General features: G+C 40.1%; 24 protein-coding genes. 12 read left to right on the top strand and 12 right to left on the bottom strand.

Annotated features, from left to right (window positions below):
* Window positions 1-10: 10 nt before the first annotated feature.
* Window positions 11-619, bottom strand: coding sequence for a chemotaxis protein CheC (locus V7L29_RS27655; RefSeq protein ID WP_334690275.1), 609 nt, complete (start codon window positions 617-619; stop codon window positions 11-13).
* 6 nt (window positions 620-625) lie between these two features.
* Window positions 626-991 (bottom strand): response regulator, encoded by a 366-nt coding sequence (locus V7L29_RS27650; RefSeq protein ID WP_334690276.1) that lies wholly within the window; start codon window positions 989-991, stop codon window positions 626-628.
* Window positions 992-1,613: 622 nt separating this feature from the next.
* Here V7L29_RS27650 and V7L29_RS27645 point away from each other — a divergent pair.
* The 5 genes from V7L29_RS27645 to V7L29_RS27625 all read left to right on the top strand — a co-directional run bounded on the left by V7L29_RS27645 (window position 1,614) and on the right by V7L29_RS27625 (window position 8,017).
* Window positions 1,614-3,878, top strand: coding sequence for a chemotaxis protein CheA (locus V7L29_RS27645; protein WP_334737457.1), 2,265 nt, complete (start codon window positions 1,614-1,616; stop codon window positions 3,876-3,878).
* Complete coding sequence (locus V7L29_RS27640; RefSeq protein WP_334737456.1) at window positions 3,871-4,341, top strand: chemotaxis protein CheW; 471 nt, start codon at window positions 3,871-3,873, stop codon at window positions 4,339-4,341. Before V7L29_RS27645 ends, V7L29_RS27640 begins: the two co-directional genes overlap by 8 nt.
* A gap of 17 nt (window positions 4,342-4,358) precedes the next feature.
* Window positions 4,359-5,663, top strand: coding sequence for a methyl-accepting chemotaxis protein (locus tag V7L29_RS27635; protein ID WP_334737455.1), 1,305 nt, complete (start codon window positions 4,359-4,361; stop codon window positions 5,661-5,663).
* A 438-nt stretch (window positions 5,664-6,101) separates the two neighbouring features.
* Window positions 6,102-7,163: a protein-glutamate methylesterase/protein-glutamine glutaminase gene (locus V7L29_RS27630; protein WP_334737454.1), complete on the top strand. Its 1,062-nt coding sequence runs from the start codon at window positions 6,102-6,104 to the stop codon at window positions 7,161-7,163.
* Window positions 7,164-7,174: 11 nt separating this feature from the next.
* Complete coding sequence (locus tag V7L29_RS27625) at window positions 7,175-8,017, top strand: CheR family methyltransferase (protein WP_334737453.1); 843 nt, start codon at window positions 7,175-7,177, stop codon at window positions 8,015-8,017.
* A 45-nt stretch (window positions 8,018-8,062) separates the two neighbouring features.
* On the opposite strand, the gene V7L29_RS27620 is transcribed toward V7L29_RS27625, so the two are convergent.
* Window positions 8,063-8,392, bottom strand: coding sequence for a DUF3140 domain-containing protein (locus tag V7L29_RS27620; RefSeq protein WP_334692378.1), 330 nt, complete (start codon window positions 8,390-8,392; stop codon window positions 8,063-8,065).
* 9 nt (window positions 8,393-8,401) lie between these two features.
* Window positions 8,402-8,617, bottom strand: a complete 216-nt coding sequence (locus V7L29_RS27615) for a DUF2945 domain-containing protein (protein ID WP_094348753.1) — start codon at window positions 8,615-8,617, stop codon at window positions 8,402-8,404.
* A 245-nt stretch (window positions 8,618-8,862) separates the two neighbouring features.
* Here V7L29_RS27615 and V7L29_RS27610 point away from each other — a divergent pair, with 245 nt between their 5' ends.
* A complete protein-coding gene (locus V7L29_RS27610) occupies window positions 8,863-9,540 on the top strand; it encodes an ATP-dependent Zn protease (protein WP_334737452.1) in 678 nt (225 codons plus the stop codon).
* A gap of 59 nt (window positions 9,541-9,599) precedes the next feature.
* On the opposite strand, the gene V7L29_RS27605 is transcribed toward V7L29_RS27610, so the two are convergent.
* Window positions 9,600-10,625 (bottom strand): GGDEF domain-containing protein, encoded by a 1,026-nt coding sequence (locus V7L29_RS27605; RefSeq protein WP_334692384.1) that lies wholly within the window; start codon window positions 10,623-10,625, stop codon window positions 9,600-9,602.
* Between the two features lie 938 nt (window positions 10,626-11,563).
* A complete protein-coding gene (locus tag V7L29_RS27600; protein WP_334692376.1) occupies window positions 11,564-11,764 on the bottom strand; it encodes a heavy-metal-associated domain-containing protein in 201 nt (66 codons plus the stop codon).
* A 251-nt stretch (window positions 11,765-12,015) separates the two neighbouring features.
* Here V7L29_RS27600 and alaS point away from each other — a divergent pair, with 251 nt between their 5' ends.
* Window positions 12,016-14,658: an alanine--tRNA ligase gene (gene alaS / locus V7L29_RS27595; protein WP_334737451.1), complete on the top strand. Its 2,643-nt coding sequence runs from the start codon at window positions 12,016-12,018 to the stop codon at window positions 14,656-14,658.
* Window positions 14,659-14,898: 240 nt separating this feature from the next.
* The gene (locus V7L29_RS27590) at window positions 14,899-15,903 is read left to right on the top strand and encodes a nucleoside hydrolase (RefSeq protein ID WP_334737450.1); all 1,005 of its coding nucleotides are present in this window, start codon (window positions 14,899-14,901) and stop codon (window positions 15,901-15,903) included.
* 29 nt (window positions 15,904-15,932) lie between these two features.
* On the opposite strand, the gene V7L29_RS27585 is transcribed toward V7L29_RS27590, so the two are convergent.
* The 6 genes from V7L29_RS27585 to V7L29_RS27560 form a co-directional block, all read right to left on the bottom strand.
* Window positions 15,933-16,427 (bottom strand): ureidoglycolate lyase, encoded by a 495-nt coding sequence (locus V7L29_RS27585; RefSeq protein WP_334737449.1) that lies wholly within the window; start codon window positions 16,425-16,427, stop codon window positions 15,933-15,935.
* 115 nt (window positions 16,428-16,542) lie between these two features.
* Window positions 16,543-17,562, bottom strand: coding sequence for an RNA polymerase sigma factor, RpoD/SigA family (locus V7L29_RS27580; RefSeq protein WP_334692372.1), 1,020 nt, complete (start codon window positions 17,560-17,562; stop codon window positions 16,543-16,545).
* Between the two features lie 651 nt (window positions 17,563-18,213).
* Window positions 18,214-18,423, bottom strand: a complete 210-nt coding sequence (locus tag V7L29_RS27575; RefSeq protein ID WP_334737448.1) for a DUF3172 domain-containing protein — start codon at window positions 18,421-18,423, stop codon at window positions 18,214-18,216.
* 261 nt (window positions 18,424-18,684) lie between these two features.
* Complete coding sequence (locus V7L29_RS27570; protein ID WP_334737447.1) at window positions 18,685-18,912, bottom strand: hypothetical protein; 228 nt, start codon at window positions 18,910-18,912, stop codon at window positions 18,685-18,687.
* A gap of 272 nt (window positions 18,913-19,184) precedes the next feature.
* Window positions 19,185-19,577: a hypothetical protein gene (locus V7L29_RS27565; RefSeq protein WP_334692785.1), complete on the bottom strand. Its 393-nt coding sequence runs from the start codon at window positions 19,575-19,577 to the stop codon at window positions 19,185-19,187.
* Window positions 19,578-19,723: 146 nt separating this feature from the next.
* Window positions 19,724-19,888 carry a hypothetical protein gene (locus V7L29_RS27560; RefSeq protein ID WP_334692784.1) on the bottom strand — a complete coding sequence of 55 codons (165 nt, stop codon included), beginning with the start codon at window positions 19,886-19,888 and terminating at the stop codon, window positions 19,724-19,726.
* Between the two features lie 994 nt (window positions 19,889-20,882).
* Here V7L29_RS27560 and V7L29_RS27555 point away from each other — a divergent pair.
* The 4 genes from V7L29_RS27555 to V7L29_RS27540 all read left to right on the top strand — a co-directional run bounded on the left by V7L29_RS27555 (window position 20,883) and on the right by V7L29_RS27540 (window position 26,019).
* Window positions 20,883-23,087 (top strand): GumC family protein, encoded by a 2,205-nt coding sequence (locus V7L29_RS27555; protein WP_334737446.1) that lies wholly within the window; start codon window positions 20,883-20,885, stop codon window positions 23,085-23,087.
* Window positions 23,088-23,124: 37 nt separating this feature from the next.
* On the top strand, window positions 23,125-24,381 hold the full coding sequence (locus V7L29_RS27550) for a glycosyltransferase family 61 protein (protein ID WP_334737445.1): 1,257 nt from the start codon (window positions 23,125-23,127) through the stop codon (window positions 24,379-24,381).
* A gap of 91 nt (window positions 24,382-24,472) precedes the next feature.
* Entirely contained in the window at window positions 24,473-24,604 is a 132-nt protein-coding gene (locus tag V7L29_RS27545; protein WP_334692788.1) for a glycosyltransferase, read from the top strand.
* 92 nt (window positions 24,605-24,696) lie between these two features.
* On the top strand, window positions 24,697-26,019 hold the full coding sequence (locus tag V7L29_RS27540; RefSeq protein ID WP_334692781.1) for a flippase: 1,323 nt from the start codon (window positions 24,697-24,699) through the stop codon (window positions 26,017-26,019).
* Window positions 26,020-26,049 lie beyond the last annotated feature (30 nt).

Below are 26,049 nucleotides of genomic sequence, written 5' to 3'. Positions count from 1 at the left end.
ACTAATTGGATTATTTTCTTATTCCCATTTCTTCGTTAATTGCATTGATGAGTACATCAAAAGTACCCACTAGAAAGATTAAAATAATATCTCCGATAATTTCCAAGCGTTCAATTGTGAATCGCGCTTGTGCTAGTAAAATTTTTGAATCGCTTTCAGATGCAGATAACAATAAATTTTCAACTGTATCTTCTAAATAGACAGGCAATGTATAGTTTATATGGCGCTTTAGGACATTACTGAGTGAACCCATTACCCCATTTATTACAATGTTACCAATTTCGCTCAGGGTGCCAATTTTCACTGCATCTAGGTCAACTGAGCCTGGATCTTCACCTGTAAGCACTGCAACCAATGTTGATGCGCTGTCAGTTGGAAAAATCAAGCTAGCAGTGCCATAAAAAGAGCCTGTAAAGGGCAGTTTTACAAATGCCAAAGTCTCCTCATGAAATCGTGTTGTTAATTCTTGATAGGCATCGGCAGCAGTTAACACTTTAACAACTGGAATTTTGAGGCGAATGTGAGAGTCTACCATCTCATTAAGTAGACTTGCTGCTCGACCAACTCCAATATTAATTAACTCTTGTAGGGCATCCAGTTCTTCTGCTGTCACATTCATGAAAACTCATTCCTTGGTATTAAGAACTTCTTGGACTGCCTTTCGCAATTCATTTTCTTTTGGCGGTTTATTAATAAAGTTTACTGCCCCCAGGCTATAACTTTGATTGCGTGCCCCTTCTTGGATATCAGCTGAAATGATAATTGTCGGAATTTTTAATTCTTGATCTTGCATAGCTTTTAGAAATTCAAACCCATTCATCTCTGGCATTAGAAGATCCGCTAACACACAATTTGGCTTATGGTTGTAAACCATTTCTAATCCTTCACGCCCATTAGTTGCTTCTATAATTTCATAACCATCGACTTGCAGAAACTTGCGGATCATTCTGCGAGAAAAGGCTGCATCATCGATAATCAAAACCATTGCCATCAAGTTTGCCCTTTTGTGCTTTAGCTTAATAATTCTTGATTTAGGTCAAGTAACCTCTATTATTAATTAAAATTAAGCTGTATAATCATAAAAAAATATAATTTTACAATTAAACTGAATAGTTTCGCAAAAATGATTAAGCTTGCTGAGACTATAATGCTATGTTGTGTAACTAAAATTTTTAATATTGGAAACTTTTTAAAATTGGTTAAGTATTTTCAATCCGATTTAATTCCAGCTTTGCTTTCAAAAGCCAATGCAAAATTGTTGTGTGGTGGATATTGGATACCCGCTCGATTTCTCGCCGGGTCATGCCATTAAGATAGATTTCGAGTCATAGTTGCTTGACATCGCTTGAGTAGCATCAAGGTTAGTAAGATTCGAGAAACTGACGATCGCATTGTTTGCACTTGTAACAAAAGTCTGTCTTGACGACGACCATTTTTGAAAGTTGGAGTTGAATGGCGACGAAAACATTGTATGTCTCTTACTATATTATTATGGCAAACATTATCTTTTCAACATTAAAAAAGACAAACATCTTTCTTTAGAGAGATATTGCTGAGATTTCAAATGAGATTAGTAGTAGCATAAGATATAGAAATTTATAATCGATTAACCAATGGAGTTAAATGAAATTGACGATGATATAGAAGCATTTCTGGTTGAAAGCTATGAGAACCTGAATCAAATTGAACGAGATATTATTGAGCTAGAAAAAGCATCATCAAAAGATGAAGCATTAGTTCGCATTTATCGCTCACTCCACACGCTCAAAGGAAATTGCGGCTTTTTACCGTTTCCTAATTTGGAATCACTTGCTCATGCTGGGGAGAATTTGCTCTCGTGTCTGCGCGATCGCCAGCTAGCAATCACCCCTGACATGATTAGTACTTTACTACAAACAGTTGACACGATTCGGCAAATCTTGTCTCAAATTGAAACAACAAAGCATGAGGGCGATCGCGATTATTCAGCACTGCTCAGAGCTTTAACCCAATTGTCAGAAACTCAACAGACTTCAAAAGTCTCTCAATGGCATGAGCCTGTTGTGAATATACAAACGCCACAAATAGAGGCAGAAGCTCAAAGAGATCCAGTAGGTAGTGAGTCTGTTGAATTTCTCAATCACGAGCTCACAGAAATATCAATGACAACATCAGAATCTGCTTATATCCGAGTCAATGTTAATCTGCTAGATCAGATGATGAACCTAGTGGGTGAACTCGTTTTAGCCCGTAACCAGGTAATTCGATTTAGTAGGAAGTTTAAGGATAATGGTTTTGCTGCTACCTGCCAGCGCCTTAACCTACTTACAGCCGAGTTGCAGTCAGGGGTGATGAAAACTCGGCTGCAACCAATTAGTTCCATCTGGCAAAAGTTCCCTCGCGTCACACGCGATTTAGCGATCGCTTCCGGTAAACAAGTTGAGGTGGAGATGGAGGGGGCAGATACTGAACTAGACAAAAGTATTATTGAAACAATTAAAGACCCCTTGACGCACTTAGTACGCAACTGCATCGATCATGGTATAGAATTACCAGCCGAGCGGGTTGCTTGTGATAAGCCAAGCTTAGGACGGCTATTTCTCAGAGCCTTTCACGAAAGTGGCAAAGTGAATATTGAGATTGGCGACGATGGTCGCGGTCTGAATTTAGAACGACTTAAAGAGCGATCGCAGCAACTTGGTTTAGTGAGCGCTGTACAGGCGGCGGCCATGAGCGAGTCAGAAGCAATGAACTTAATTTTTTTACCCGGCTTCTCGACTGCTGAACAGGTGACTAACCTTTCCGGGCGGGGTGTTGGGATGGATATTGTCAAGAGCAATATTGAGAAGATTAACGGAACGGTTGAAATTCACAGCCAACAGGGACAAGGAACGACCTTCAAAATCAAGATTCCGTTGACATTGGCAATTATTCCAGCATTGATTGTCAGTAGTGGCGGCGATCACTATGCTATTTCTCAAGCGAGTCTACAAGAGCTAGTACGCCTAGAAACACAAGCACTTAATAGGATTGAGATGTTATACGATGTGCCTGTGTATCGCTTGCGGGGTAATCTTGTGCCATTGGTTTACCTCAATCAAGTGTTACACCAAGATAGTGTCACCAACTTAGAAACACTCAGTTTGGTAATTGTGGAAGTTGATAACTATCGCTTTGGACTGGTCGTGGACACAATTGAAGACATCCAAGACATTGTGGTTAAACCTTTAGGAAAACAGTTAAAAGCCCTATCCCTATTTGCAGGAGCCACTATTTTAGGAGATGGCACAGTGGCATTAATTATTGATGTTGTCGGTCTGGCAAACCGAACTGGTATAACCGCAAAACAAAAGCAGTTGTTGAGCGAGAATGGTGCAAATAGTCAAGAGCAAACAGCCGATCGCCAAAAAATTTTGCTGTTTGAGGGGCCCGAAGGCGCACGCATGGGCATTCCACTGGCGATCGCCCTGCGCCTCGAAGAGATTCTTGCTTCTGCTGTCGAAAAAGTGGGTAATCAGGATGTCTTGCAATCTTACGGTCAAATTCTGCCACTGATTGATCTTCAGAAGATATTTGCCGATTGCGATGCCTTCTCTACGAGACGCTACGCGAACGGCGGGCTACGCCAACGCAATCACCTTCATGATCAAGCTTTGGCGACAGTTGCAGAAACGCTCCAGATAATTATTGTCTCTCCTTATGCAGAACTCAGTGTTGCGCTAGTGGTTGAGCGCATTCTCGACATTGTGGAAGAACCACTGACTATTAAAGGTATCTCTAGTAGACCTGGTGTGCTTTTCTGTGCTGTAATTCAAGGAAAAATCACAGAAATTCTGGACATTGAGACTGTAATTCGCATTGCTAACCCTCATTTGCTGCAACTGGCCACTCATGACTGAACAACAAATTTGCACATTTTTTCTCAAAGGAGTTTACTTTGGTCTTGACGTGCAACACGTTCAAGAAGTGATTCGTCCACAGGCAATAACTCGTGTACCTTTAGCACCACCAGATATCTGTGGGTTGATTAATTTACGTGGACAAATTATTACTGTGATCGATTTGCAGCGTCGATTAGAGATGAGTGAGCCGCAGACACAATCAACTACAAACCTTGTAGATGCAGCCCAGGGATTTAATATTGTTGTATGTTCGGCTCATGAAGTAGTCAGTCTGCTCGTCGATTATGTGGGAGATGTTTTAGAGTTCGCACAAAACAGCTTTCAACCTCCACCCGCAACCTTAAAAGGTAGAATGCATCAGATGCTAGCAGGAGCTTACCCGCTCCCAGACGGATTTCTGTTAGTTCTAGACGCCGATAAAATTCTAGATGTGAATTTCACAAGTCAGATTATCGAATAATTCAGGAGCGCTTTGCAATGACTACGAATCGGGCTGGGAAAACAGCCAACTCTAAATCTCCCTCGGTGGATAGTGCAGATTTGCAACCGACCGATGACAGTGTGACAAAAGTGCAATTGCAAGCGTTACTAATAGCACTGAAGGCTGCAAAAAACGGTGATTTTACCGTCCGTTTAGCTGATGAGAATAATCAACTAGGTGAAATTGCCTTAGTTTTTAATGAATTGGTGAGCTTAAATCAAAACTTTGTTAACGAAGTTAATCGCTTGGCATCCGAAATTGGTATCCAAGGTAAGCTCGGTTCTCAAGCCGTTGTTAAAAAAGCAGGTGGGAGTTGGAAAGAATCGCTCGACAACTTAAATCAGATGTCTACGAATTTAAGAGAACAGATAAAAGGTATTAATGAGGTCAGCCTTGCCGTCGCTCAAGGAAATTTGTCCAAGCAAATCGAGGCAAGCAATGCAGGAGAGTTTAAGCAACTCACGGATAATGCAAATCAGATGATTAGCAGCCTCAGGTCTTCAATCAGACAGATGACAGAGGTGGCAACAGCAGTTGCGTCTTCCTCAGAAGAACTGACAGCAGTCAGCAAAGAAATGACTGAGAACGCCGAACAAACAGCCGAACAGGCCATTTCCGCCTCTGCCTCTGCTGAACAGGTAAGTCAGAATACCAATACAGTTGTAACTGCCGTGGAAGAGATGAATGCTAGCATTCGAGAAATTGCTAAAACCGTTACCCAAGGAGCAAAGGTGACGACTGAGGCAGTTAAAACAGCTGACCACACGAACGAGACAATTAACAAACTCGGTCAAAGCAGCATCGAAATTGGCAAAGTTATAAAAGTTATTACCTCGATCGCAGGGCAAACAAACTTGCTAGCACTCAATGCGACAATTGAGGCGGCTAGAGCCGGAGATGCAGGTAGAGGATTTGCCGTAGTCGCAAACGAGGTGAAAGAATTAGCCAAACAAACGGCAAATGCTACTGAAGATATAAGCTTGCGAATTGAAGCAATTCAGACAGATACAAAGGGTGCCGTTCAAGCCATCACTCAGATTACTAGTATTATCAATCAAATCAATGACTTCCAAAGCACGATCGCCAGCGCTATTGAGCAACAAACTGCAACTACGAATGAAATTGGTCGAAATATGGCTGAGGCAGCCAAAGGAACATCAGATATTGCCAAAAGTATTGGAATTGTGGCACTCAATACTCAAAGTACTACTACTGGAAGTAGTAATACGTTACAAGCAGCCACAGAACTATCCCGTATGGCAGTAGATTTGCAGAAAGTCGTCAACCAGTTCAAATATTAACAGGAGGCAGTCTCAAAGAAGAGGCAGGGGGAGCAGGGGGCGAGAGGAGATTATTTTAGAATACAACAATGATAGGACTTACGCATTGACAATAAATACCAAATATGTAAAACGTGAAAAACCACATCTTACGTAGGGGTTTAGCATGCTAAACCCCTACAGCATCGTCTATTTACGATCAAAGGAGAATTAATCAAAGCCTGAAACAACCTATTTTTGTTAACGCACATCACAATGGATTTGTACAGTGCGTAAGTCCTAAATGAGTCTTTGAACTCCATTAAAGAGCCTTTGAACTTCATTAAAGAGCCTTTGAACTTCATTAAAGAGTCTTTGAACTCCATTAAAGAGTCTTTGAACTCCATTAAAGAGTCTTTGATACTCCTAAACAAGCATAAAAATTCCTCTTGTCCCCTTGTCCCCAATCCCCAATTCCCAATGCCCAAAATCCGGGTACTCGTTGTTGATGACGCCGTAGTAGTACGGAGTCGAATAAGTAAAATTTTGTCTAGCGATCCAGAACTAGAGGTGGTAGGAGTCGCGGCTAACGGTCGCATTGCCCTTGCCAAGATTTCCCAAGTTAATCCCGATGTAATTATCTTGGATATCGAGATGCCGGAGATGGATGGTTTGCAAACCCTGTCCGCTATCCGAAAAATGTATCCACGTTTACCAGTGATTATGTATAGTACCTCCACACGCAGCGGAGCGATCGCAACGCTGGAAGCTCTTTCTTTAGGTGCTTCTGACTATGCCACAAAACCTAGTAACTTAGGAAATGTAGAGGCAACAACTCAACATATTCGGGAAGAATTAATTCCCAAAATCAAGGTATTTGGTGGATTTTTCCCACCAAGGGCAATTACACCTCCAGTTATTTTCCCCGTTCGTAGCGACATACAGCAGGTGGAGGTTGTGGCAATTGGGGTTTCTACTGGAGGCCCGAATGCTCTAACTGTAGTGCTTAGGGAGTTTCCAGCAGATTTATCAGTGCCGATTTTGATTGTGCAACATATGCCGCCAATGTTTACGAAACTACTAGCTGAACAATTATCTTCCAAGTGTCAAATTCCAGTAAATGAAGCGGTTTCTGGACAGATACTAGAACCTGGACATGCCTGGATTGCACCGGGAGATTTTCATTTAATTGTGCAACGCGACAAAACTGTGGTTCGACTTGCCACCCATCAAGCATCAAAAGAAAATTCCTGTCGTCCTTCAGTGGATGTGCTGTTGCGATCAGTTGCACAGGTTTATGGGGCTGGGGCGATCGCAGTTATCCTCACGGGTATGGGGCAAGATGGGTTGCATGGCTGTAAGTGCATACGGGAGGCGGGTGGACAGGTACTTGCACAAGACAAAGCTACTAGCGTCGTCTGGGGAATGCCTAGTTTTGTTGTTAATGCCGGGCTTGCCAATCAAATTCTTCCGCTTAACCAAATCGCAGATGAAATTATGCACAGAATTCGTTTCAATCAACTTCCTCTTTCAGGGCTGTAATAAAACAGATTATGGGTGTAAACACCATTGATTTTGAGTATCTTCGTGAATTAGTTCATGCTCATTCAGCGGTTGTGTTGTTTGGTGATAAAACCTATTTAGCAGAGTTACATTTACAGCCAATTGCTGAATCGGCAGGATTCGTCTCGATCGCTGATTTGGTTACTTACTTGCGAACTCAGCCGTTTAATAGTCTTCACGTCCAGACAATTGAGGCGCTAGTCACAAACGAAACCTCATTCTTCCGTGATAAACACCCTTTTGAAGCATTGAAACAATACGTGCTACCAGAGTTAATTAAACAACGCGCAATTGAGCGATCGCTCAACATTTGGTGTGCTGCCTGCTCGAATGGACAAGAACCATATAGCATCGCCATACTAATTTATGAACATTTTCCCATGCTTACCAATTGGTCGCACAAGCTAATTGCTAGTGATTTTTCTACTAAGGTTTTAGCGCGTGCCCGCGAAGGGCATTATAACCAACTTGAAATTAATCGGGGACTACCTAAAAATATTCGCGATCGCTACTTTCAAAAGCTAGATACCAACTGGCGAATAAACGAGCGAATTCGCCAGATGGTTGATTTTCGTCAGTTGAATCTTTTGCAATCTTGGTCATCTCTGCCGCAATTTGACGTGATCTTTTTACGGAATGTTTTAATCTACTTTGATATTGTTACCAAGAAAGCCTTGCTAAAAAAGATAAAGCAGCAATTAAGACCAGATGGCTACTTGTTTCTCGGTAGTGGTGAAACGACTATCAGCCTAGATGAATCATTCAAGCGAGTTTCATTTGACAAAGCTATCTGCTATCAATTGCACAATCCTGAAGTTGAAATTTCCAATTAAAGTAAAAATTAGCAAGCTGCTATTTGCAGCCACCTATGAGGTATTTTACTTGAGCGGGTCGTGTCCCCAATTCTTTAAAGAGTAGCACCAGCGTGTGTGTTCTAAGTCGTCACCCGATGGCTGCTGCGCCATGTGACGGTGGACGTAACTAATAACTTTCTTCATGTGCGAAAGGTCATCATCGGTATAGTCATCTTTTTTCTGCAATAACTGGATGATACGCCGCCCAGATTTATGACCAATTGACTCATCATCGCCATCCTTTTGCCCCACAGTTTGCGACTCATCCGTATCTAGCCAAGACTCTAGCTCCTTGGGTGTCATATTCACAACTTGATGAAACTCGTCAATCACTGATTTAACATCTTTGCTCATGATTAAACATTACTCCTCTACTTTCTTCAAAGCATCAGGCTTGTGAGCAGCTTGTTTTCCTGTCTTATCACTTTCAACTAAGTACTCAGGGTTATCTTCACTTGCAGCGATATGGTGTTCTTTAATATCTGTAGGTGAAGTGAGTTTCTTTACTACTTTGCCAGTTGTCTTACCTTGTGAAGTGTTCCATTCAACCCGATCACCCTTTTTGAATTGTTCAGCCACATTCATTTCCTATTTGATGTTTTATACCTACTAACGTCACATTATGTCTACGACTTGAAAAGCAGCCATCATTCTAGTGATAGAGAAAACATCCGTTATTAAGCCAGTAATTTAATTAGGTGTAAGATGAAAAATTAGGCGATCGCTACAACCAGCTTGATACAATAGCTGTGCCGCAGCTACGCCCGTCGTAAGACATTGCCTCATAATGAAAAAAGATTAAGCAGATCCTCAGAAAACTCTCAATGAGCCAGACCACGCTAAATTTAGTTGCAATATCTGTTTTTCTGATCACCATGTCCAGCCTACTGGGGCCATTCATTCACTTGTCGCCCGCAGTACCAGCGCTTGCTACCTTCGCTATTTTGGGAATAGCGACTTTTGACAGTTTTAGCTTGCAAGGCAAAGGTGGTACTATCTTTTTAGATTGGATTGCTGGTTTTTCAAGTGAACACCGCGATCGTATCGTTCACCACGAAGCAGGGCATTTTTTGGTCGCTTACCTGTTAGGTATTCCCGTTACCGGCTACACCCTTAGCGCTTGGGAAGCTTGGAAACAGGGTCAACCTGGGCAAGGCGGCGTTAGCTTTGATGATGGGGAATTAGCATCTCAACTAGAAGTGGGTAAAATCAGTGCCCAAATGCTAGACCGCTACTGCACTATTTGGATGGCGGGTATTGCTGCTGAAACCCTAGTTTTTAATAATGCTGAGGGTGGATCTGATGATAAAAACAAGCTGATAGGAGTCTTGACAATTTTGGGATTTCCTGAATCAGTTTATCAGCAGAAATTGCGGTTTCATACCCTGCAAGCAAAAACCCTACTGGAAGAAAATCGCTCTAGCTACGAGGCTTTAGTTAATGCCATGCGACAACGCACTTCAGTAGAAGATTGTCATACTGAGTTAAGAGATAGGAGTTAAGAGTTAGGAGTTAGAAGTGGGGGAGCAGGGGGAAAATAACCAATGCCCAATTCACACTTTCAAGAAGAAACAACCTTCAGATGTGGGACATGACATAAATAGTTCGAGGCAATAACCCGATTACGCCCAGCAGTTTTAGCCTGTAGCAAGCATTGATCGGCACGATGCAACAGACTCTCTCCTTGATCATCATCCTCAGCTTTCAGACAGGCTGTGCCCAGGCTAATCGTAATATTAATTGTCAGTTTATTGCTAAGTGAAAATGGTTCCTCGGAAACTACCTGATTAAGACGACGGGCGACGACTACTGCTTCTTCATCGGTAGCGTTAGCCAGAAGAATTACAAATTCTTCGCCACCATAGCGAAATGGTATGTCTTGACAGCGCAAATTGTATCGCAGACGCTGACACAGCAATTGCAAGATGCGATCGCCTATTAAATGCCCATGAGTATCGTTAACTTTCTTGAAATGATCTATATCCAGAATAATCAAACTCAGAGAAGTTTTTTGAGTTTTAGCTCTTTTAATTTGTCTGGGTAATTCCCATTGTAAAGCACGACGATTATTTAATTCTGTCAACGAATCGGTTAAGGCGATCGCTGATAACATATCATTTGTCTGGATCAAATCTCGGTATCTTTGCGCTATCTGCAAGCCAACAGTTAATTGAGCAAGTATTAGTCCATGATTGGCGGTTAACTCTGCCAAACTATGGTCTGTTTTTTCTTCAATAAGATGCCAAATATAAGCATCGGCTCCTTGCTTTAATGCCGCAGCACTCATCTCCAATTCACTTTGCCAACCATACATATTTCTATCAGTAAGCTGCTGGAGACGATCCTCGAAGAGAATACAGTATATGCAGGATAGCTTTGTCTGGTCTTTCAACCAACTGCATAGTTCCATACTGCCATCCAGGCTAGCCTGCACAAGTATTATATCAGGGGGTGTAATTTGAATCCGCGACACTGCCTGATTAAGATTGTCTATAACTTCTACACTAAAAGCAGTTGGATAACGGATCTGATCTGGAAGTGTGGCGATAAAGTTATTCTTTCCAAAGACCAGAATAGAAATATTAATTGCTTCATTTTTTATCATATTTAAATTTTCAAGAGATTAACTTAACTAAAGCTTACTGTGATTGTTGCCTAATACTAAATACTAAATATCTTGCTTGAGGCAGAGTTATATTTATTGCTCTCTGATTTTTTTTTACCCTCAATCTACAATAAATTTCTAACTCTCATCTCCTCTTAAGACTTTAATATTTACTACTACAATTTCTGAAACCTTCTCTGATGACAACTAATGTCTTCTTTACAGTATATTTTTAAAACAGTAAAAACACTGAATATTATTTGTAGCCTAAAAACTATTACTGTAGTTTCTTAAGTATTATTTTCCTGATGAAATTACAAAAATAAATACTTTGCAATCACTGCAACTTAGAGAGCAAATTTTCTCCCTAAGTAAAAAAATAATTTATAAAATAAAATTTTTTCATTCAATTACAAAAGCCAAAACTTTTTCATTGAATGCAAAATCTTATTTACCAAAGAGCACTTAAGCCTTTTTGTTTAAGCACTAGTACAGCGGGCGCGTAAATCCAGCTACCATCTCAATTAATCGGCTAATTGATTAAGCCCTTTGTTAAGGGTAGGCAACTCCCGCTACAGTGTACTAGGCTTTTATCAAGTATCAAGTTAGGGGTTGAATTGCCAAAAAACGCGAATTAAATAGGCAGCAAAACTCATTTTTATTAAAGCAAGTACTTTTCTGGCACTAACATTTCTACAATTACAGATCGAATTTATCGGATAAAAAATTTAGAATTTAAATGAGGTCTGAATCAAAGGATAAAATATATTAATAGGATAAACAAGATGTCTCTGCTTACGCTTAATTTCGGGAAATTAATTAGTTTCTAGCTTTTCCACAAGCAGAAATAATAGAAAAAAATTTTGTTAACGTAACCTAAGATATTAATATCTAAACTTTTGTGAAAAGCTAGAATCGGATCAATAACCCTCAACAGTGTAACCAGCGGCAACAATTACCTGTTTGATTGACTCCTCAGAAGCTGCGGATTCTACCGTCACAGTTTTAGCATTAACATCCACATCCACCTTGGCTTCAGGTTCCATAACGTGGATGGATTCAGTAATTGTTTCTGCACATCCCTCACAAGCAATATTTGATACTTTCAGTTTTAGTGCCATTTGTTACCCCAATATGCGAATTTGAAATTATTTCTTAAGCATTAATTTTAACCACCAATATGCGATCGCACATCCTCCTAAGGTAAGGTAGTGGTGTAAAAGCATCATAATACCTGCATATAGCTGATCGACTGGCACGATTCGCTGGCAGTAATATAAAACAAAATGCAAGAATATATAAAGCTATTTATGAAAATACACCTATTTAGTGCCCCTACGCCCAAGTCTAAAGTCTAAAGTTAAAAACACCCATGTCTTCAAATCCCCAGTACCTAAGCGGTAACGAAATTCGCAACATATTCCTCGACTTCTTTGCCCAACGGGAACACCAAATTCTCCCAAGTGCCTCCCTCGTGCCAGAAGACCCAACCGTGCTGCTGACGATCGCGGGGATGCTACCATTTAAGCCGATATTTTTGGGGCAACGCACACCAGAATTTAAGCGGGCTACGACTTCCCAAAAGTGTATCCGCACCAACGACATCGAAAATGTCGGACGCACTAAACGGCATCACACGTTTTTTGAGATGCTGGGTAACTTCAGCTTTGGTGATTATTTTAAAGAACAAGCGATCGCTTGGGGTTGGGAAATTTCCACACAAGTCTTTGGCTTCTCGCCAAACAATCTGGTTGTCAGCGTTTTTGAAGATGATGATGAAGCCTTTGGGATTTGGCGTGATCAAATTGGTGTGCCGGTAGCGAGAATTAAGCGCCTGGGCGAAGATGATAATTTTTGGGTATCTGGGCCGACTGGGCCTTGTGGACCTTGTTCAGAAATATATTACGACTTCCACCCCGAACGCGGTGACGAAAATATAGATTTAGAAGACGATTCCCGGTTCATCGAGTTTTACAACCTCGTGTTCATGCAATATAACCGGGATGCGTCAGGGAATTTAACGCCGCTGCAAAACAAGAATATCGACACCGGCATGGGTTTGGAGAGAATGGCGCAAATCCTCCAAAAAGTGCCCAATAACTACGAAACTGACTTGATTTTTCCAATTATCCAAACAGCAGCCCAAATTGCTGGTATTGATTACCACAAAAGTGATGAAAAAACCAAAGTCTCTCTGAAAGTCATTGGTGATCACGTTCGTTCTGTTGTCCACATGATCGCCGATGAAATCCGCGCCTCCAACGTGGGACGGGGTTATGTGTTGCGACGATTAATTCGGCGCGTGGTACGTCATGGACGATTAATTGGCATTGATGGCGAATTTACCACCCAAGTTGCCGAAACTGCGATCGCTCTTTCTGAATCAGCTTACCCCAATGTACACCAACGGGAAGCAGCAATTAAAGCTGAACTGCAACGAGAAGAATCTAACTTTCTCACAACTCTCGACAGAGGCGAAAAACTGCTGGAAGAAATCGTCCAAGAACTGAAACAGCAGGGAAACACCCAAATTAGCGGTAAAAGTGCCTTTAAACTCTACGACACCTACGGTTTCCCACTTGAACTAACTCAGGAAATTGCTGCTGAAAATGACCTCACAGTTGATGTTGAGGAATTTGAGGCAGAAATGGAAATCCAAAAAGAACGTGGTAGAGATGCACACGAAACCATCGATTTAACTGTGCAAGGTTCCCTCGACAAACTTGCAGAACACATCCAAGCCACGGAGTTCTTAGGCTATACCCAACCTGCAACGACGGCGAAAGTCGAAGCAATTTTGGTAGAAGGTGTTTCCCAAGAGGAAGCAGAAGCGGGAACACAGGTGCAAATTGTCCTTGACAAAACATCATTTTATGCTGAATCCGGCGGACAAATCGGCGATCGCGGTTATATATCTGGTGATGGTATTCTAGTCCGGGTGGAAGATATGAAGAAAGAATCTGATTTCTTTATTCACTTCGGACGCATCGAACGCGGTACACTGCGCGTCGGCGATCGTGTTACAGCCCAAATTGATTCGGCTTGTCGGCGTCGCGCCCAAGCTAACCATACCGCAACGCACCTGTTGCAAGCGGCGTTGAAGAAAATTGTTGATGATGGCATATCTCAAGCTGGTTCTCTGGTTTCCTTTGACAGGTTGCGCTTTGACTTCAACTGTCCGCGTGCGTTGACAGCAGAGGAAGTCCAACAAATTGAGGAACAGGTGAACACTTGGATTGCCGAAGCCCATACTGCAAAGGTAGAAGTATTACCTTTAGCAGAGGCGAAAGCTAGGGGTGCTGTTGCCATGTTCGGCGAAAAATACGGCGAGGAAGTGCGGGTGATTGACTTCCCTAACGTATCAATGGAACTATGTGGTGGAACTCATGTCAGTAATACTGCTGAAATTGGCGTCTTCAAGATTATCTCAGAAGCTGGCGTAGCTTCTGGGGTGCGGCGTATTGAAGCTGTTTCGGGGCCGGCAATACTGGATTATCTCAATCTTCGAGATAAAGTAGTTAAGGATTTGAGCGATCGCTTTAAAGTAAAACCCGAAGAATTACCAGACAGAATCACAAGTCTGCAAAGTGAACTCAGAACTAGCCAGAAGGAATTAGAAACCTTAAAGGTACAGTTAGCGATCGCAAAATCTGACAGTTTGCTACAAACAGCCCAAACTGTAGGCGATTATAAAATTATCGTCGCTCAATTAGAAGACGTTGATCCAGAATCTTTGAAAACCGCAGCCGAACGCTTACTGCAAAAACTGGGTAACGGTGCGGTAGTGCTGGGTTCTGTTCCAGAAGTTGGGAAAGTTAGTATAGTTGCAGCTTTTAGTCCAGAAGTGAACAAAAAAGGTTTGCAAGCTGGTAAATTTGTGGGTGCGATCGCTAAAATCTGTGGTGGCGGTGGCGGTGGAAGACCGAACTTAGCCCAAGCCGGCGGACGCGATGCGAGTAAATTACCAGAAGCGTTGGAACAAGCCCAAAGTGAGTTAAAGTCAGCGTTGAGTTAACTATCTTCTGGTTCAACGAGAGGGAGAAGTGTAACGCACCACTCGAATTGATAGTTTGCATACCTTTAATACCATTTCACGAAATGCTTGCTTGATACAAATGATTTATCTCTAACTCTTTCCCCCTATTCCCTGCTAAGAGCTCCTTGCTCCCCTGCTGCCTATTTGTATCAATCTTATAGTGAAATGGTATAACAGGGGGCTTCAGCCCCTTGTCTATTCTATCAAGTAGCAATCAGCATGATAAATCTTCAAAATCACCCCGTTCCAGTGATAGTAGATACAGACGGTGGTGTTGATGATGCCTTGGCTTTGATTATGGCATTGAATTCACCCCAATTAGACTTAAAAGCAATCACTGTTGTAGCTGGCAATATTAACGTAGATCAGGCTGCTAATAATGTGTTGCGCGTAGTGAGTATTGTTAAACCCAATACTTTGCCCATCGTTGCTAAAGGCTGTGAAAAACCACTGGTGAAACTTATCTTGAATGCCGCAGGGATTCATGGTGCAGATGGTCTTGGTGAACTAAATCGCTTTAAGGAAGCTGATGGTACACCTCGCTATCCCAAACTTACTATTGAGCCATCTATAGAGAATGCGATTGATCTGCTTCTTAAGGCAGCTCAAGAGTACGGCGACAGTCTGACTATTATTACTTTAGGGCCACTTACGAATGTCGCAACAGCGATTCAGAAAGATGCCGCAACGATGAAAAAAATCGGGCGAATTGTGATCATGGGTGGGGCTGTGACTGTACCTGGAAATATTACAGCAGCGGCGGAATTTAACTTTTTTGTAGATCCCGATGCGGCTCAAATCGTGATGGAATCGGGAATTCCTCTGACCTTAGTTGGTTTAGATGTAACGATGAAAGTCCCCTTAACACGCCAAGTTGTTGAAGAAAATTTACAGCATCATCCTTCAAAAGTTAGCCAGTTTATTGCCGATTGCACTAGAATTTATATGGCTTTCCATCGTGACAACGAAGGCTTTTACGGGTGTTATCTACACGATCCCTTAGCGATGGCGGTTGCTATTGATCCTAGTTTAGTCAAAACAGAGTGCCTCTATATAACAGTGGAAACCCAAGGACGATTTACTACTGGAATGTCATTGGCAGATCGACGCGATCGCCGAAATGAGTCAGCTAATCCTCCCAATGTAGAAGTTTGTTTAGATGTGGATACTGAACGGTTTATGCAGCTGTTTGCTCAACTTGGTAATCTGCCTGTAGGAATGTGAAATTTAAATATAATTAAACCCAATCTCACCTAAACCATCTCAAATTCTAATTGATGACTCTTAAGAAAATCATGGGTAAAATGATCCACCACATTTGTATCAGCTAGTTCCAAATTATAAAAATCCACAGCTTCATGGTCAAAATGGGGCCCAGCGTGCCAAGTACCCTGATGTAGCTTGATAAAACAATTCCCCGGAATGCGGAAAGCAGCAATCTCTTCTAATACTGGTTCATTCACATGATTATCAGGAGGACAAACTGCAATTAACCAATCCTTCCCTTCCAAAGAACCCAGACATTGAGTGCATTGCACATGGCGAGTAATTTTGTGAAACTTTCGCCCTCTCTTCTCCAACCGCATAACATAAAATCGTGGAATCCCGTTTTGCAGCTTTAACTGGGCATCTTCCCCATCGTAAGCTTTGCCATCTTGACTAGCAAAAATCACCTGTCCATAACGCCGAAAGTTTTCAGAAGTCACCCATTGTGCCTGCAATTGTTGCACTGTCTTCGATGTGCTCATATCAAATCTTTGAGATAGATTACTTAGGTTTATTTTCCTCCAAAATGACTGAATTTTATACAGTCATGATGGTGACTTCCTAAGTTTAAATGCCCTACATTGTGAAAAAATAACCTCAGCTAGCTAGATAACTACGTACCTGTTCCTTTTGGCGTCGGAGGAGACTGAGAGCTTTTTGCTCTATCTGACGCACCCGTTCTCGACTAATACCCATGCGATCGCCAATTTGTGCTAAAGAAAGTTCATATCCATCACTCAGACCAAAGCGCAAGGTTAATATTTCTCGCTGCTGGGGAGACAGCTTTGCCAACAAGTCTTGTAAGTCTTGGTGGAGAGATTCTTCAACAGCATAGTCTTCAGGAGAAGGCCCATCATCCTCCAGTATGTCCTGCAATTCTGTATCCTGTTGTTCACCAACTCGCGCTTCTAAGGAGAAGGGTTGACGGGCCAAGTATAAACACTCTCGAACTTGGCTGGGTGTCAAAGATAACGCATTAGCAATTTCAGCAGTAGTGGGAACACGGCCCAGCTGTTGAGATAATTCTCGCTGCACGCGTTTAATTTTGTTCAGTTTCTCAAAGACGTGGATAGGTAAACGAATTGTCCGTCCTTGTTGAGCGATCGCTCGGGTGATTCCTTGACGAATCCACCAGTAAGCGTAGGTCGAAAACTTATAACCAAGAGCGGGATCAAATTTATCCACCCCTCGCTCTAAACCCAAAGTACCTTCTTGAATTAGATCCATAAATTCCAGGTTGCGGTGCTGGTATTTCTTCGCCACTGCTACCACTAACCGAAGATTAGCCTGAATCATTTTCTGCTTGGCTTGGTGTCCTAAATTTAGCTGTTGCTCTAGCACCTCAACACTTAACTCCACCTGATCTGCCCATTCTTGCAGCGTGGGTTCGTGCTTTAATTTCACAGCCAATTCTTCCTTAGCAGCTAGTAAATTCATCATTTGCTGCACTTGTTGGGCAAAAATAACTTCTTGTTCGCGAGTCAACAAATCTACACGCCCGATCTCTTGCAGATAACTACGCACAATATCATCTGTAGCTCGAGGTTTTTTATCTGCGGCTAAACTTTTTTTCTTCGCTTTTTGAACTTCGGTATGTGGAGATATTAAGTTGCTCATGGTTATTTGCTCCTCTGTAACCTTATCAATTTATTGGTATCAAGTCTAGCTAGATATTCAGACCCATAGCCATTTCACACTTGCTAATCAATTAATTGGCAATACTGATGAATTTTGGTCTATGATACATTACAAGTTAATTGTTGGAGATAATAAACCCAAAATCAACCCACCCTTTAATACTAACATCATCAGCAGTGACAAATCAATTACCCAAAGGTTCATTAGCATAGCCTTTGAAGTAATTACACTCTTTTATTATTGAGAATTGGAGATTTTTAAACACAATTATGTTTAGTTTAATTATCCAATGCGGTTAATATAAAAAAGAAAAAATTGCCCAAGTAATCACTTCATTTATAAAAGACAATTTACTAACAATAAATACCAACATAATTCGGATTTATTAAACCACAGAATATCTATTTTTGGGAAGTCTTAATAGTCTCGTTATACTTACATGTAATTCTCACTAAATGGAAATTACTTAAATATGAAATGTCAATTTTTTACCTCTAATTTTTTGCTAGATAATTCAATGATATCAACTTGGGTACGTAGCGGGCGATCATTAACTATGAAAGAAAGTCCTTCTCCTACTCCCCCTGCTCAAGAACACCTTTCTTTAGGAGTCCGGTTAAATACTTGTAATTAGGGATTTAGGATGACAAAGACGCGGGTATTTGCAACAATTGTGCTTGTGTCATACTGGACGCAGACATCTGCATTGAGTGCAGTATTATCAATGTAATTACTCCTGGAGACATTTTCTGAACTAAAAGTAGTAACAGTGGTCAGATTAACACCAAGCATAATACTTGGCAAGACAGCAACACCCGCGTAGCTTGCCGCCGTAGGCATTGCCACTAATATTCTAATTGAAGCGAAAAGATTTACGTTTAGAGGTGGATGGTTGATACAACAAGATTCTCCACTTCTCCAATCAGTCACAAATCATCTGAGTTCTTAAGGAAACAACATCTTAAAGCTTTCTGGCTTTACTAATTTTGACTTTAACTTGACACAATTACACAGTTATGTACTCATATAGATGATTGACTTGTTGCAAGGATTTTTGGAAAAATGGTACTACGTTGCAATTTTAACCTAACTCTTCAACCATCACTTTATTAGATACTGGTTAAGAAAAGCATTCACCTCATTAGCGCATAACCCGACATTAACTGTCTTTCCTGAATTCCTAAGAATGTCTAATCCTTGATCATTATTACGGGGGTCTGGATCAACTATTGATACATATATTTCATGTATCCGACGATCTTGAGCGATCGCTAAAGCACATGCGGGTGTGCGTCCATGAAAATAACAAGGTTCAAGAGTTACATACATTTTCAAGAAGTCGAAAGCTTTGCCTTGAATCTGGTTAAGTGCGTCAGCCTCAGCATGGTGTTTTCCTGGTGGTCACGTGTATCCTTGAGCTACTATCTCTTGGACATCTACGATCACACAGCCTACTGGTGGGTTCGGCAAAAATTCCGGCAAAGCTTTTCTGCTTTGAGCTAAAGCAGCCAGCATAAATATTTCATCCATGTTTTAGAGTAAATCATCTAGATAATTACACTACCAATAATTAGTTATCTCTTGTTAAAAAAATTCCTCTATCAAAACTTAGTAACTGTCACACTAATACCAGAATCGAGTTTAGGAACCTTGAGATACTCAATTGGCTCAGTACTTTGAGAACTTTGGGTATTTGTTGGCTTTTGACATTGCTTAAAGAAAGCGTCTGGGTTATTGATGAACTCAAACGGGTTGATTTTTTCGCATCCTCGCTCCCGCATTAGCGAAATTGATTCAGGAGTTTGTTTTGGATTATTAGTCTGTCCGATAAAATGACTCCATGTAGTGTTAATCGTGGCTGGTTCCGTCAATAAAACTCCAGCCTGATTGCGCTCACCTGTTGTCATGGGAACATTCTCTTGGTTGGCATAAGCACTATGGGAGAGAGCAAGTGCACTAATTACAACGATTAAAGTGATGGAAAAGGATTTCATAATTCAATTTATTAACATTTAATGTCAGTTTAATAATTACAATTGCCTAGATATAGAAACCAAAAAATAGCAGCCTAGTTTGAGTACTTCGGATTAACACAGCTAGTAATAAGTATAGCTAAACTTCATTAAAAATATAGTGAAGTCTAGTCAGATGTAGACTTTTGTCTGGGAGGAGGCAGCTGAGCAATCCATGCTCTAACCACGTCGTAATTTGATACTCCTCTATTATCTGCCTCTTGCTGTAACTGTGCTAACTCATATTCTTTTACCCGTACTACTAGTACCGCAAGGCGGAAGTCAAAAGTCAAAAGTCACTCATTCAAAAGTATTATAGAATAAGCTCTTTAGGGCTTTTAAATGGTCTGCTTATTTATGCCGTGCTGTACTAGCCGTTTATCTGTCATGCGTGTTACCATCCAGTTACACAGATAAGATAACATATTGTTAGATAAATCTTGGAAGGAGTATTTTGCGTCTATTGCAGAATACAAACAAAGCGATTTCAAGTTTGCGGGGAAACCTAAAATAGAGGATATAAACCCAAAGACGGACAATGGTTGTAATTTTCATACCTTAAGCCACATTAAAAAAAGTCTTTCACCAGTCTGGGCAAATTCAACTGATCGCAAGTCTTTATAAGTTTCATACTTAAATCACACAATTTTAGTATTGCAATTATCATATATTTTTCAAAATTGTCTATTATTTAGAGAAAGAATTAATTATTGCTGAAAGCTTTTGAACAGCTTACATAAATATCCATCTTGTCTTTCCAAGTGTCTTTTTTCACTGTATAAAGTTTTTCTCTGAAGTAGTTCCACTGCTTATAGACTGGCACAATTGCCTTATTCTTTATCCTTAAAGAATTAATTACTCTTATCTTTGACAAAATCAGGATCTTATCAGTAAATATACTGAAGTATGTGAATCTTTTGTAAAGTTTTTCAATTAAGTCTTTTTACAGAATATGATATTGAGTATGAGATGACTAATCAGTAATTGCTTCACTAATAACCCAAAACTAAGTTATCGGTTTCAAAAAATGGAAAGCCTCTAAATCAAGGAGAAAGTTGTGAGTTATCCTGTTTTTGTTGCCAGTTTATCAAGCAATCTCAGTTAAAGTTGCGACTAATAAAACTATTAGTTTACTTTCGATATTGAACAAACCCAACAAAAAGGCATTAGCTGACAATTAACGCAAATATTACCATTGCAAAGTAGACTACAGTGCTATTGCGAGGAAAATACTGAGAAAAATATGTCGTAAATAAATAGTCTTTTTTTATAAACTTTGTATATATTATGACGATGGAATCTTTACCCAGCTTTGAAGAAATAAATATTCAGAAATACTTAGAAGTTCTTCAACGGCGTTGGCTCCCTCTAGTCGGGATTTTTGCTATAGCTGTTACCCTTGGAAGCTTGTATGCATTTTCACTAAAACCCTCATACAAGGCAGAAGGAAGTTTGATGATTAAAACAAATCGCTCTTCCTCACTCACAGGGTTACCGGAAGATATAGGACGCCTAGAAGCTTTGAATATAAACGACAATCCCCTGGAAACTCAAGTGAGAGTTATTGGATCAAATCCAGTGATTGAGAAAACAATTAATTCCCTCAACCTCAAAGATAGTCAAGGCAAACCGCTGTCAATTCCCGACTTGGTAAAACAACTAAAAATAGAAGGAATCAAAGGCACTGATGTTGTACAACTTTCTTATAAAGGCAATCATCCTGATCTAGCTGCCAAAATCGTCAATAAAGTTATCGACAGTTATATCGACCTAAATATCAAGGCTAATCAGAATGAAGCACTGACAGCCAAACAGGTTCTCGTAACGGAAGTACCCAAAGCTGAGGAAGCTGTCACAAGAGCCGAATCAAAACTGCGGCTATTTAAAGAAAAGAATAAAGTTGTTGTCTTAGAACAAGAAGCAACCGCAGCAGTCGATACGATTTCCAAGTTAGGAAACCAAATTTCTCAAGCTTTAGCTCAACTAGATGATGTCAAAGGTCGTTTAGAACAGTTACGCAGTGAAGCTCAGGTGGATTCACAGCAAGGTGTAATTGCATCTGAATTGAGTCAAGCACCTGGAGTTCAGAAAGTGCTTGCCCAACTCCAAGAAACAGAAAGCCAACTGGCACTAGAGCAGACTCGTTTTGAACCTGGACATCCTACAATTATTAACTTAAAACAAAAAGTCGTAGCTCTTAAGAGCTTGCTAAAAGAGCGGACAGGACAAGTAGCGGGTGCAGCGCAGATAACAGAGGGAAGTTTACAGGTTGGACAACTGCGGCAAAGCCTAATTGCAGATATTACTCGTGCTCAGGCAGAACGTGTCGGTCTAGAAAGACAAATTGCCACACTCTTGCGACAGCAAGATGCCTACATCAAACGAGCAAATAATTTGCCAAGGTTAGAACAGAGTCAACGAGAACTAGAACGGAAGCTGCAAGCAGCTCAAACAACTTACGAAACACTCTTAAAGAAACGCCAAGAAATTGATGTTGCACAAAACCAAAAGATTCCTAATGCTCGTGTAATTTCCTATGCCTTAATCCCTGATAAAGCAGAAGGTCCTCGCAAAATCCTGTTTATTGTTGGTGGAGGAGGAGTTGGTCTTTTCCTAGGTATCATTATTGCCTTTAGTTTAGACTTGATAGACCGCTCGGTGAAGACCGTCAAAGAAGCCAAAGAAGTCTTGAAATACAATGTTTTGGGAGTGATTCCGACACAAGGTAGAAATGGTAAAGCTCATTTTTCTACAGCAGGACTCGATAGACCTATTCCCAAAATCATTGGCAGAGATATTCCTTACTTCCCTCTTGGTAACGCATACCAAATACTACAAGTGAACTTGAAGTTCCTCCGTTCTGATAAACCGCTCAAAAGCATTGTAGTTACAAGTTCCGTTGCCAAAGAAGGAAAGTCTGACGTATCTGCAAATTTAGCTGTGACTATGGCTCAGGCAGGGCGTCGGGTGTTATTAGTGGATGCAGATATGCGTCATCCCATACAGCATCATATCTGGGGGCTAACAAATGCAATGGGACTAAGTAATGTCATTGTTGGCGAAGTTTCTTTAGATGCAGCCGTGCAAGAAGTAATGCCTAATCTGGAGGTTCTTACTTCCGGAATTTTGCCTCCCAATCCAGTAGCAATGCTAGATTCTCAACGCATGGCAACATTAATTAGTAACTTTGGGAGGGATTATGAATTTGTAATTTTTGATACTCCACCTTTGTCAGGAATAGCAGATGCTGCTGTTTTAAGCACCCTCACTGACGGTATCTTATTAGTCGTTCGTCCTGGAGTGGTTGACCTTAACAGTGCGAATTCAGCTAAAGAGTTTTTAACTCAGTCAGGTCAGAAGGTGTTAGGGATAGTCATTAATGATGTGAATACTAAAAATGAACCTAATAATTATTTTTATGACACCAAAAAACGACAAATTGAACAAGATTTAGTATCTAGCAGCTTAACCAAATTTTCCAAAGAGCGTTAATTATTACTATCCCAACTATCACTTTTGGATTTGGTTTATGTCTACTCCTTCAAAGACTTGTGTATCGTTCACAAATATGATTACTTTAAAAAAGATAGTCAAATCATTTGTATATAAAAACCAAGTTTGGTTGTTTGCAAACCAAATTACGAATTGGTTTGTTAATGCTGCTAAATCTCTTCCTCTACTTTCCAAGTATATTAACTTACCAAAAGGCTACTATGCTTCATCTGTAGAATATTGGCAGCTATGTCAAACAAAGAATCTAAATGATGTAACCTATACAAAATTTCTTCCACCATCTGTATCCCAGAGAAGTTCTCCTAAATCAATATCGGGAGAAACTCATTGGAAATTTGATGGTAGATACATTCATTCTAACCCTGAAACATTTGTGATTTCTATCGCCAATGGTAGAGTTATTGGTAACGCGGGTACAGTCATTACACATGATGACAGATTTCTTTACGATGTTTCAGGTATTGAAAGTAGTGAACATCATGTATTTCCTTATTTCAAGCTACCAAAATGCAAGCAAGTATCTGAAACTGTTGCTGTCTTAGCAACTGGTGCTGGAGGAAAATATTTTCATTGGTTATTAGATGCTCTACCAAGACTAGAAATTATTAAAAAAGCTCTTCCAAAGGGGTTAGATAGTATCGATAAATATATTGTCAATAGAGGAATTTCTGCAATACCTGAATCCCTAGAAATTCTAGGAATTTCATCAAACAAATTGCTATTTTGTGATTCCAATTTCCACATTCAGCCTACATCTCTTGTAATTCCTTCTCTTCCTGGTAGTATCGGTGATCCTCCAGCTTGGGTATGCAAGTTTTTGCGAGAAAATTTTCTCAAAAATAAAGCAGATATTAACACGCCAAGCAGACTATATATAAGTAGAGCCAAGGCTGAATATAGAAGAGTTAAGAATGAGAAAAATGTAGTTAAATGCTTGTCAAATTATGGGTTCACAGCAGTTTACCTTGAAGAACATAGTTTTACTATGCAAATAGCTCTTCTGTCGAATGCGGAAGTTATTGTTGCTCCTCATGGAGCTGGATTAAGTAATCTGCTCTGGTGCAATCCTGGAGCTAAAGTATTAGAAATATTTTCTCCAAACTATGTCAATGTATGCTTTTGGGCAATTGCTAACCAAATTGAATTAGAGTATTTTTATCTAATTGGTCATGGTAAAAAATCTGTTGATTATTTTGATCCACATTTAGTTCATGATGATATAAATGTTCCGATAGATGAGCTTACCTTGATTTTAAAAACCATGTTGAAATAAGGTCTACACCAAATTTTATATGGATGTAACAAAAATTAAAACATCTTGCTTGATTAATAATTATAATTATGCATGTTTTATGTCATAAGCAATTGAGAGCGCTTTAAATCAAATAGTTCAATTTGATAAAATTATTATTATTGATGACGCATCCACAGATAATTCTGCGGGATTCCTCACTGAGTTTACTCAATTAGCTAACGGTAAATTTAAAATATTGTAGATAATAAATGATGTAAAACTTTGGATATATATAATATTTAAATAGTAAAATTAATACACAAATAAATATTACAAAATTAACTCTTAAAAATAATGTTAAATAAATTAAAAATTCCAAGTTTATCAAAATTTAAATATCATTCTGGGCTGCGTGCAATTATTGCCAATACCAGTTGGTTGTTTGCTGACCGCATTCTACGTATGGGTGCAAGTTTGGTCGTAGGAGTATGGGTAGCACGCTACTTAGGAGTACAGCAGTATGGTCTCTTTAACTATGCTTTAGCTTTTGTTAGCTTATTTAGCCCAATTTTCACTCTAGGACTGGACGACGTAGTAGTTCGCCATATTGTCCGTCAATCATCAAACAAAGAGGAAATTTTAGGAACCACTTTTTGGCTAAAATTGCTGGGTGGAATTGCTTCTGTCTTATTAGCAGTTAGCACTATGTTTTTCTTAGGTGAGCCTGAAACACTGAAGATATGGCTAGTTGCAATTTTAGCAATGGCAGGAATTTTTAGGGCGGCTGATACTATTGAACTGTGGTTTCAATCACAGGTGCAGTCAAAATACACTGTGATCGCTAAAAACACAGCATTTCTGTTGAATACTGTCATCAAAATCGCACTAATTTTAACAAAAGCACCATTGTTAGCTTTTGCCTGGGTAACATTAGCAGAATTTGCGATGAGTGCAATTGGGTTGCTGATTGTTTACCAAGTCAAAGGGTCTTCGTTGTGGTTATGGCGTTGGAGTTTTTCTGCTGCTAAAACTCTTCTGAAAGAGAGTTTACCTCTAATTTTTTCGGGGTTCGCCATCATGATTTTTATGAGAATAGATCAGGTTATGTTAGGTCAAATGATCGGAAATAGTGAGGTTGGAGTTTATTCGGCTGCTGTCCGTATTTCTGAAATTTGGTATTTTATTCCGGGGGCTATTGTTTCTTCTGTTGCTCCTTCAATTTACGCAGCTAAGGAAAAATCAGAAAGTCTTTACTATCAGCGAATAGGACAATTACTCAGTCTAATGACATGTATATCTTTGGCAATTGCTCTTCCAATGTCATTTCTGTCTGACAAGATAATTATGGTGATGTTTGGAAGTGGATATACAGAAGCAGGAACAATATTAGCAGTTCATATTTGGACTTCTTTATTTGTATTTATGGGTCTTGCAACATCACCTTGGTTTATTGCTGAGGGTTTGAACCATGTTTCTTTAGGTAAAACTTTATTTGGAGCGATACTAAACATTATTCTGAATTTATTACTTATTCCTAAATATGCCGGACTTGGGGCTGCGATCGCAACAATAATATCTCAAGCTGCTGCTACTTTTCTATGCAACGCATTTGATTCAAGAACACAAAAAATATTTCAGATTCAGGTGCGATCGCTTCTTACTTTTTATAAATATTGATTGTGATTATTTCACCTTTCAATATCAAGT

The sequence above is a fragment of the Nostoc sp. genome (genome assembly GCF_036916575.1).
In the GTDB taxonomy this organism is placed as follows: Bacteria; Cyanobacteriota; Cyanobacteriia; order Cyanobacteriales; family Nostocaceae; genus Nostoc.
The sequence above is the reverse complement of the archived record's forward strand: the minus strand, read 5'-3'. Positions and strand labels throughout refer to the sequence as shown.

Coding starts and splice junctions, on each gene's coding strand:
- V7L29_RS27655 (WP_334690275.1), bottom strand. CDS start 619: ATGAATGTGACAGCAGAAGAACTGGATGCCCTACAAGAGTTAATTAAT.
- V7L29_RS27650 (WP_334690276.1), bottom strand. CDS start 991: ATGGCAATGGTTTTGATTATCGATGATGCAGCCTTTTCTCGCAGAATG.
- V7L29_RS27645 (WP_334737457.1), top strand. CDS start 1,614: ATGGAGTTAAATGAAATTGACGATGATATAGAAGCATTTCTGGTTGAA.
- V7L29_RS27640 (WP_334737456.1), top strand. CDS start 3,871: ATGACTGAACAACAAATTTGCACATTTTTTCTCAAAGGAGTTTACTTT.
- V7L29_RS27635 (WP_334737455.1), top strand. CDS start 4,359: ATGACTACGAATCGGGCTGGGAAAACAGCCAACTCTAAATCTCCCTCG.
- V7L29_RS27630 (WP_334737454.1), top strand. CDS start 6,102: ATGCCCAAAATCCGGGTACTCGTTGTTGATGACGCCGTAGTAGTACGG.
- V7L29_RS27625 (WP_334737453.1), top strand. CDS start 7,175: ATGGGTGTAAACACCATTGATTTTGAGTATCTTCGTGAATTAGTTCAT.
- V7L29_RS27620 (WP_334692378.1), bottom strand. CDS start 8,392: ATGAGCAAAGATGTTAAATCAGTGATTGACGAGTTTCATCAAGTTGTG.
- V7L29_RS27610 (WP_334737452.1), top strand. CDS start 8,863: ATGAGCCAGACCACGCTAAATTTAGTTGCAATATCTGTTTTTCTGATC.
- V7L29_RS27600 (WP_334692376.1), bottom strand. CDS start 11,764: ATGGCACTAAAACTGAAAGTATCAAATATTGCTTGTGAGGGATGTGCA.
- alaS (WP_334737451.1), top strand. CDS start 12,016: ATGTCTTCAAATCCCCAGTACCTAAGCGGTAACGAAATTCGCAACATA.
- V7L29_RS27590 (WP_334737450.1), top strand. CDS start 14,899: ATGATAAATCTTCAAAATCACCCCGTTCCAGTGATAGTAGATACAGAC.
- V7L29_RS27585 (WP_334737449.1), bottom strand. CDS start 16,427: ATGAGCACATCGAAGACAGTGCAACAATTGCAGGCACAATGGGTGACT.
- V7L29_RS27580 (WP_334692372.1), bottom strand. CDS start 17,562: ATGAGCAACTTAATATCTCCACATACCGAAGTTCAAAAAGCGAAGAAA.
- V7L29_RS27575 (WP_334737448.1), bottom strand. CDS start 18,423: ATGCCTACGGCGGCAAGCTACGCGGGTGTTGCTGTCTTGCCAAGTATT.
- V7L29_RS27570 (WP_334737447.1), bottom strand. CDS start 18,912: ATGTATGTAACTCTTGAACCTTGTTATTTTCATGGACGCACACCCGCA.
- V7L29_RS27565 (WP_334692785.1), bottom strand. CDS start 19,577: ATGAAATCCTTTTCCATCACTTTAATCGTTGTAATTAGTGCACTTGCT.
- V7L29_RS27555 (WP_334737446.1), top strand. CDS start 20,883: ATGACGATGGAATCTTTACCCAGCTTTGAAGAAATAAATATTCAGAAA.
- V7L29_RS27550 (WP_334737445.1), top strand. CDS start 23,125: ATGTCTACTCCTTCAAAGACTTGTGTATCGTTCACAAATATGATTACT.
- V7L29_RS27540 (WP_334692781.1), top strand. CDS start 24,697: ATGTTAAATAAATTAAAAATTCCAAGTTTATCAAAATTTAAATATCAT.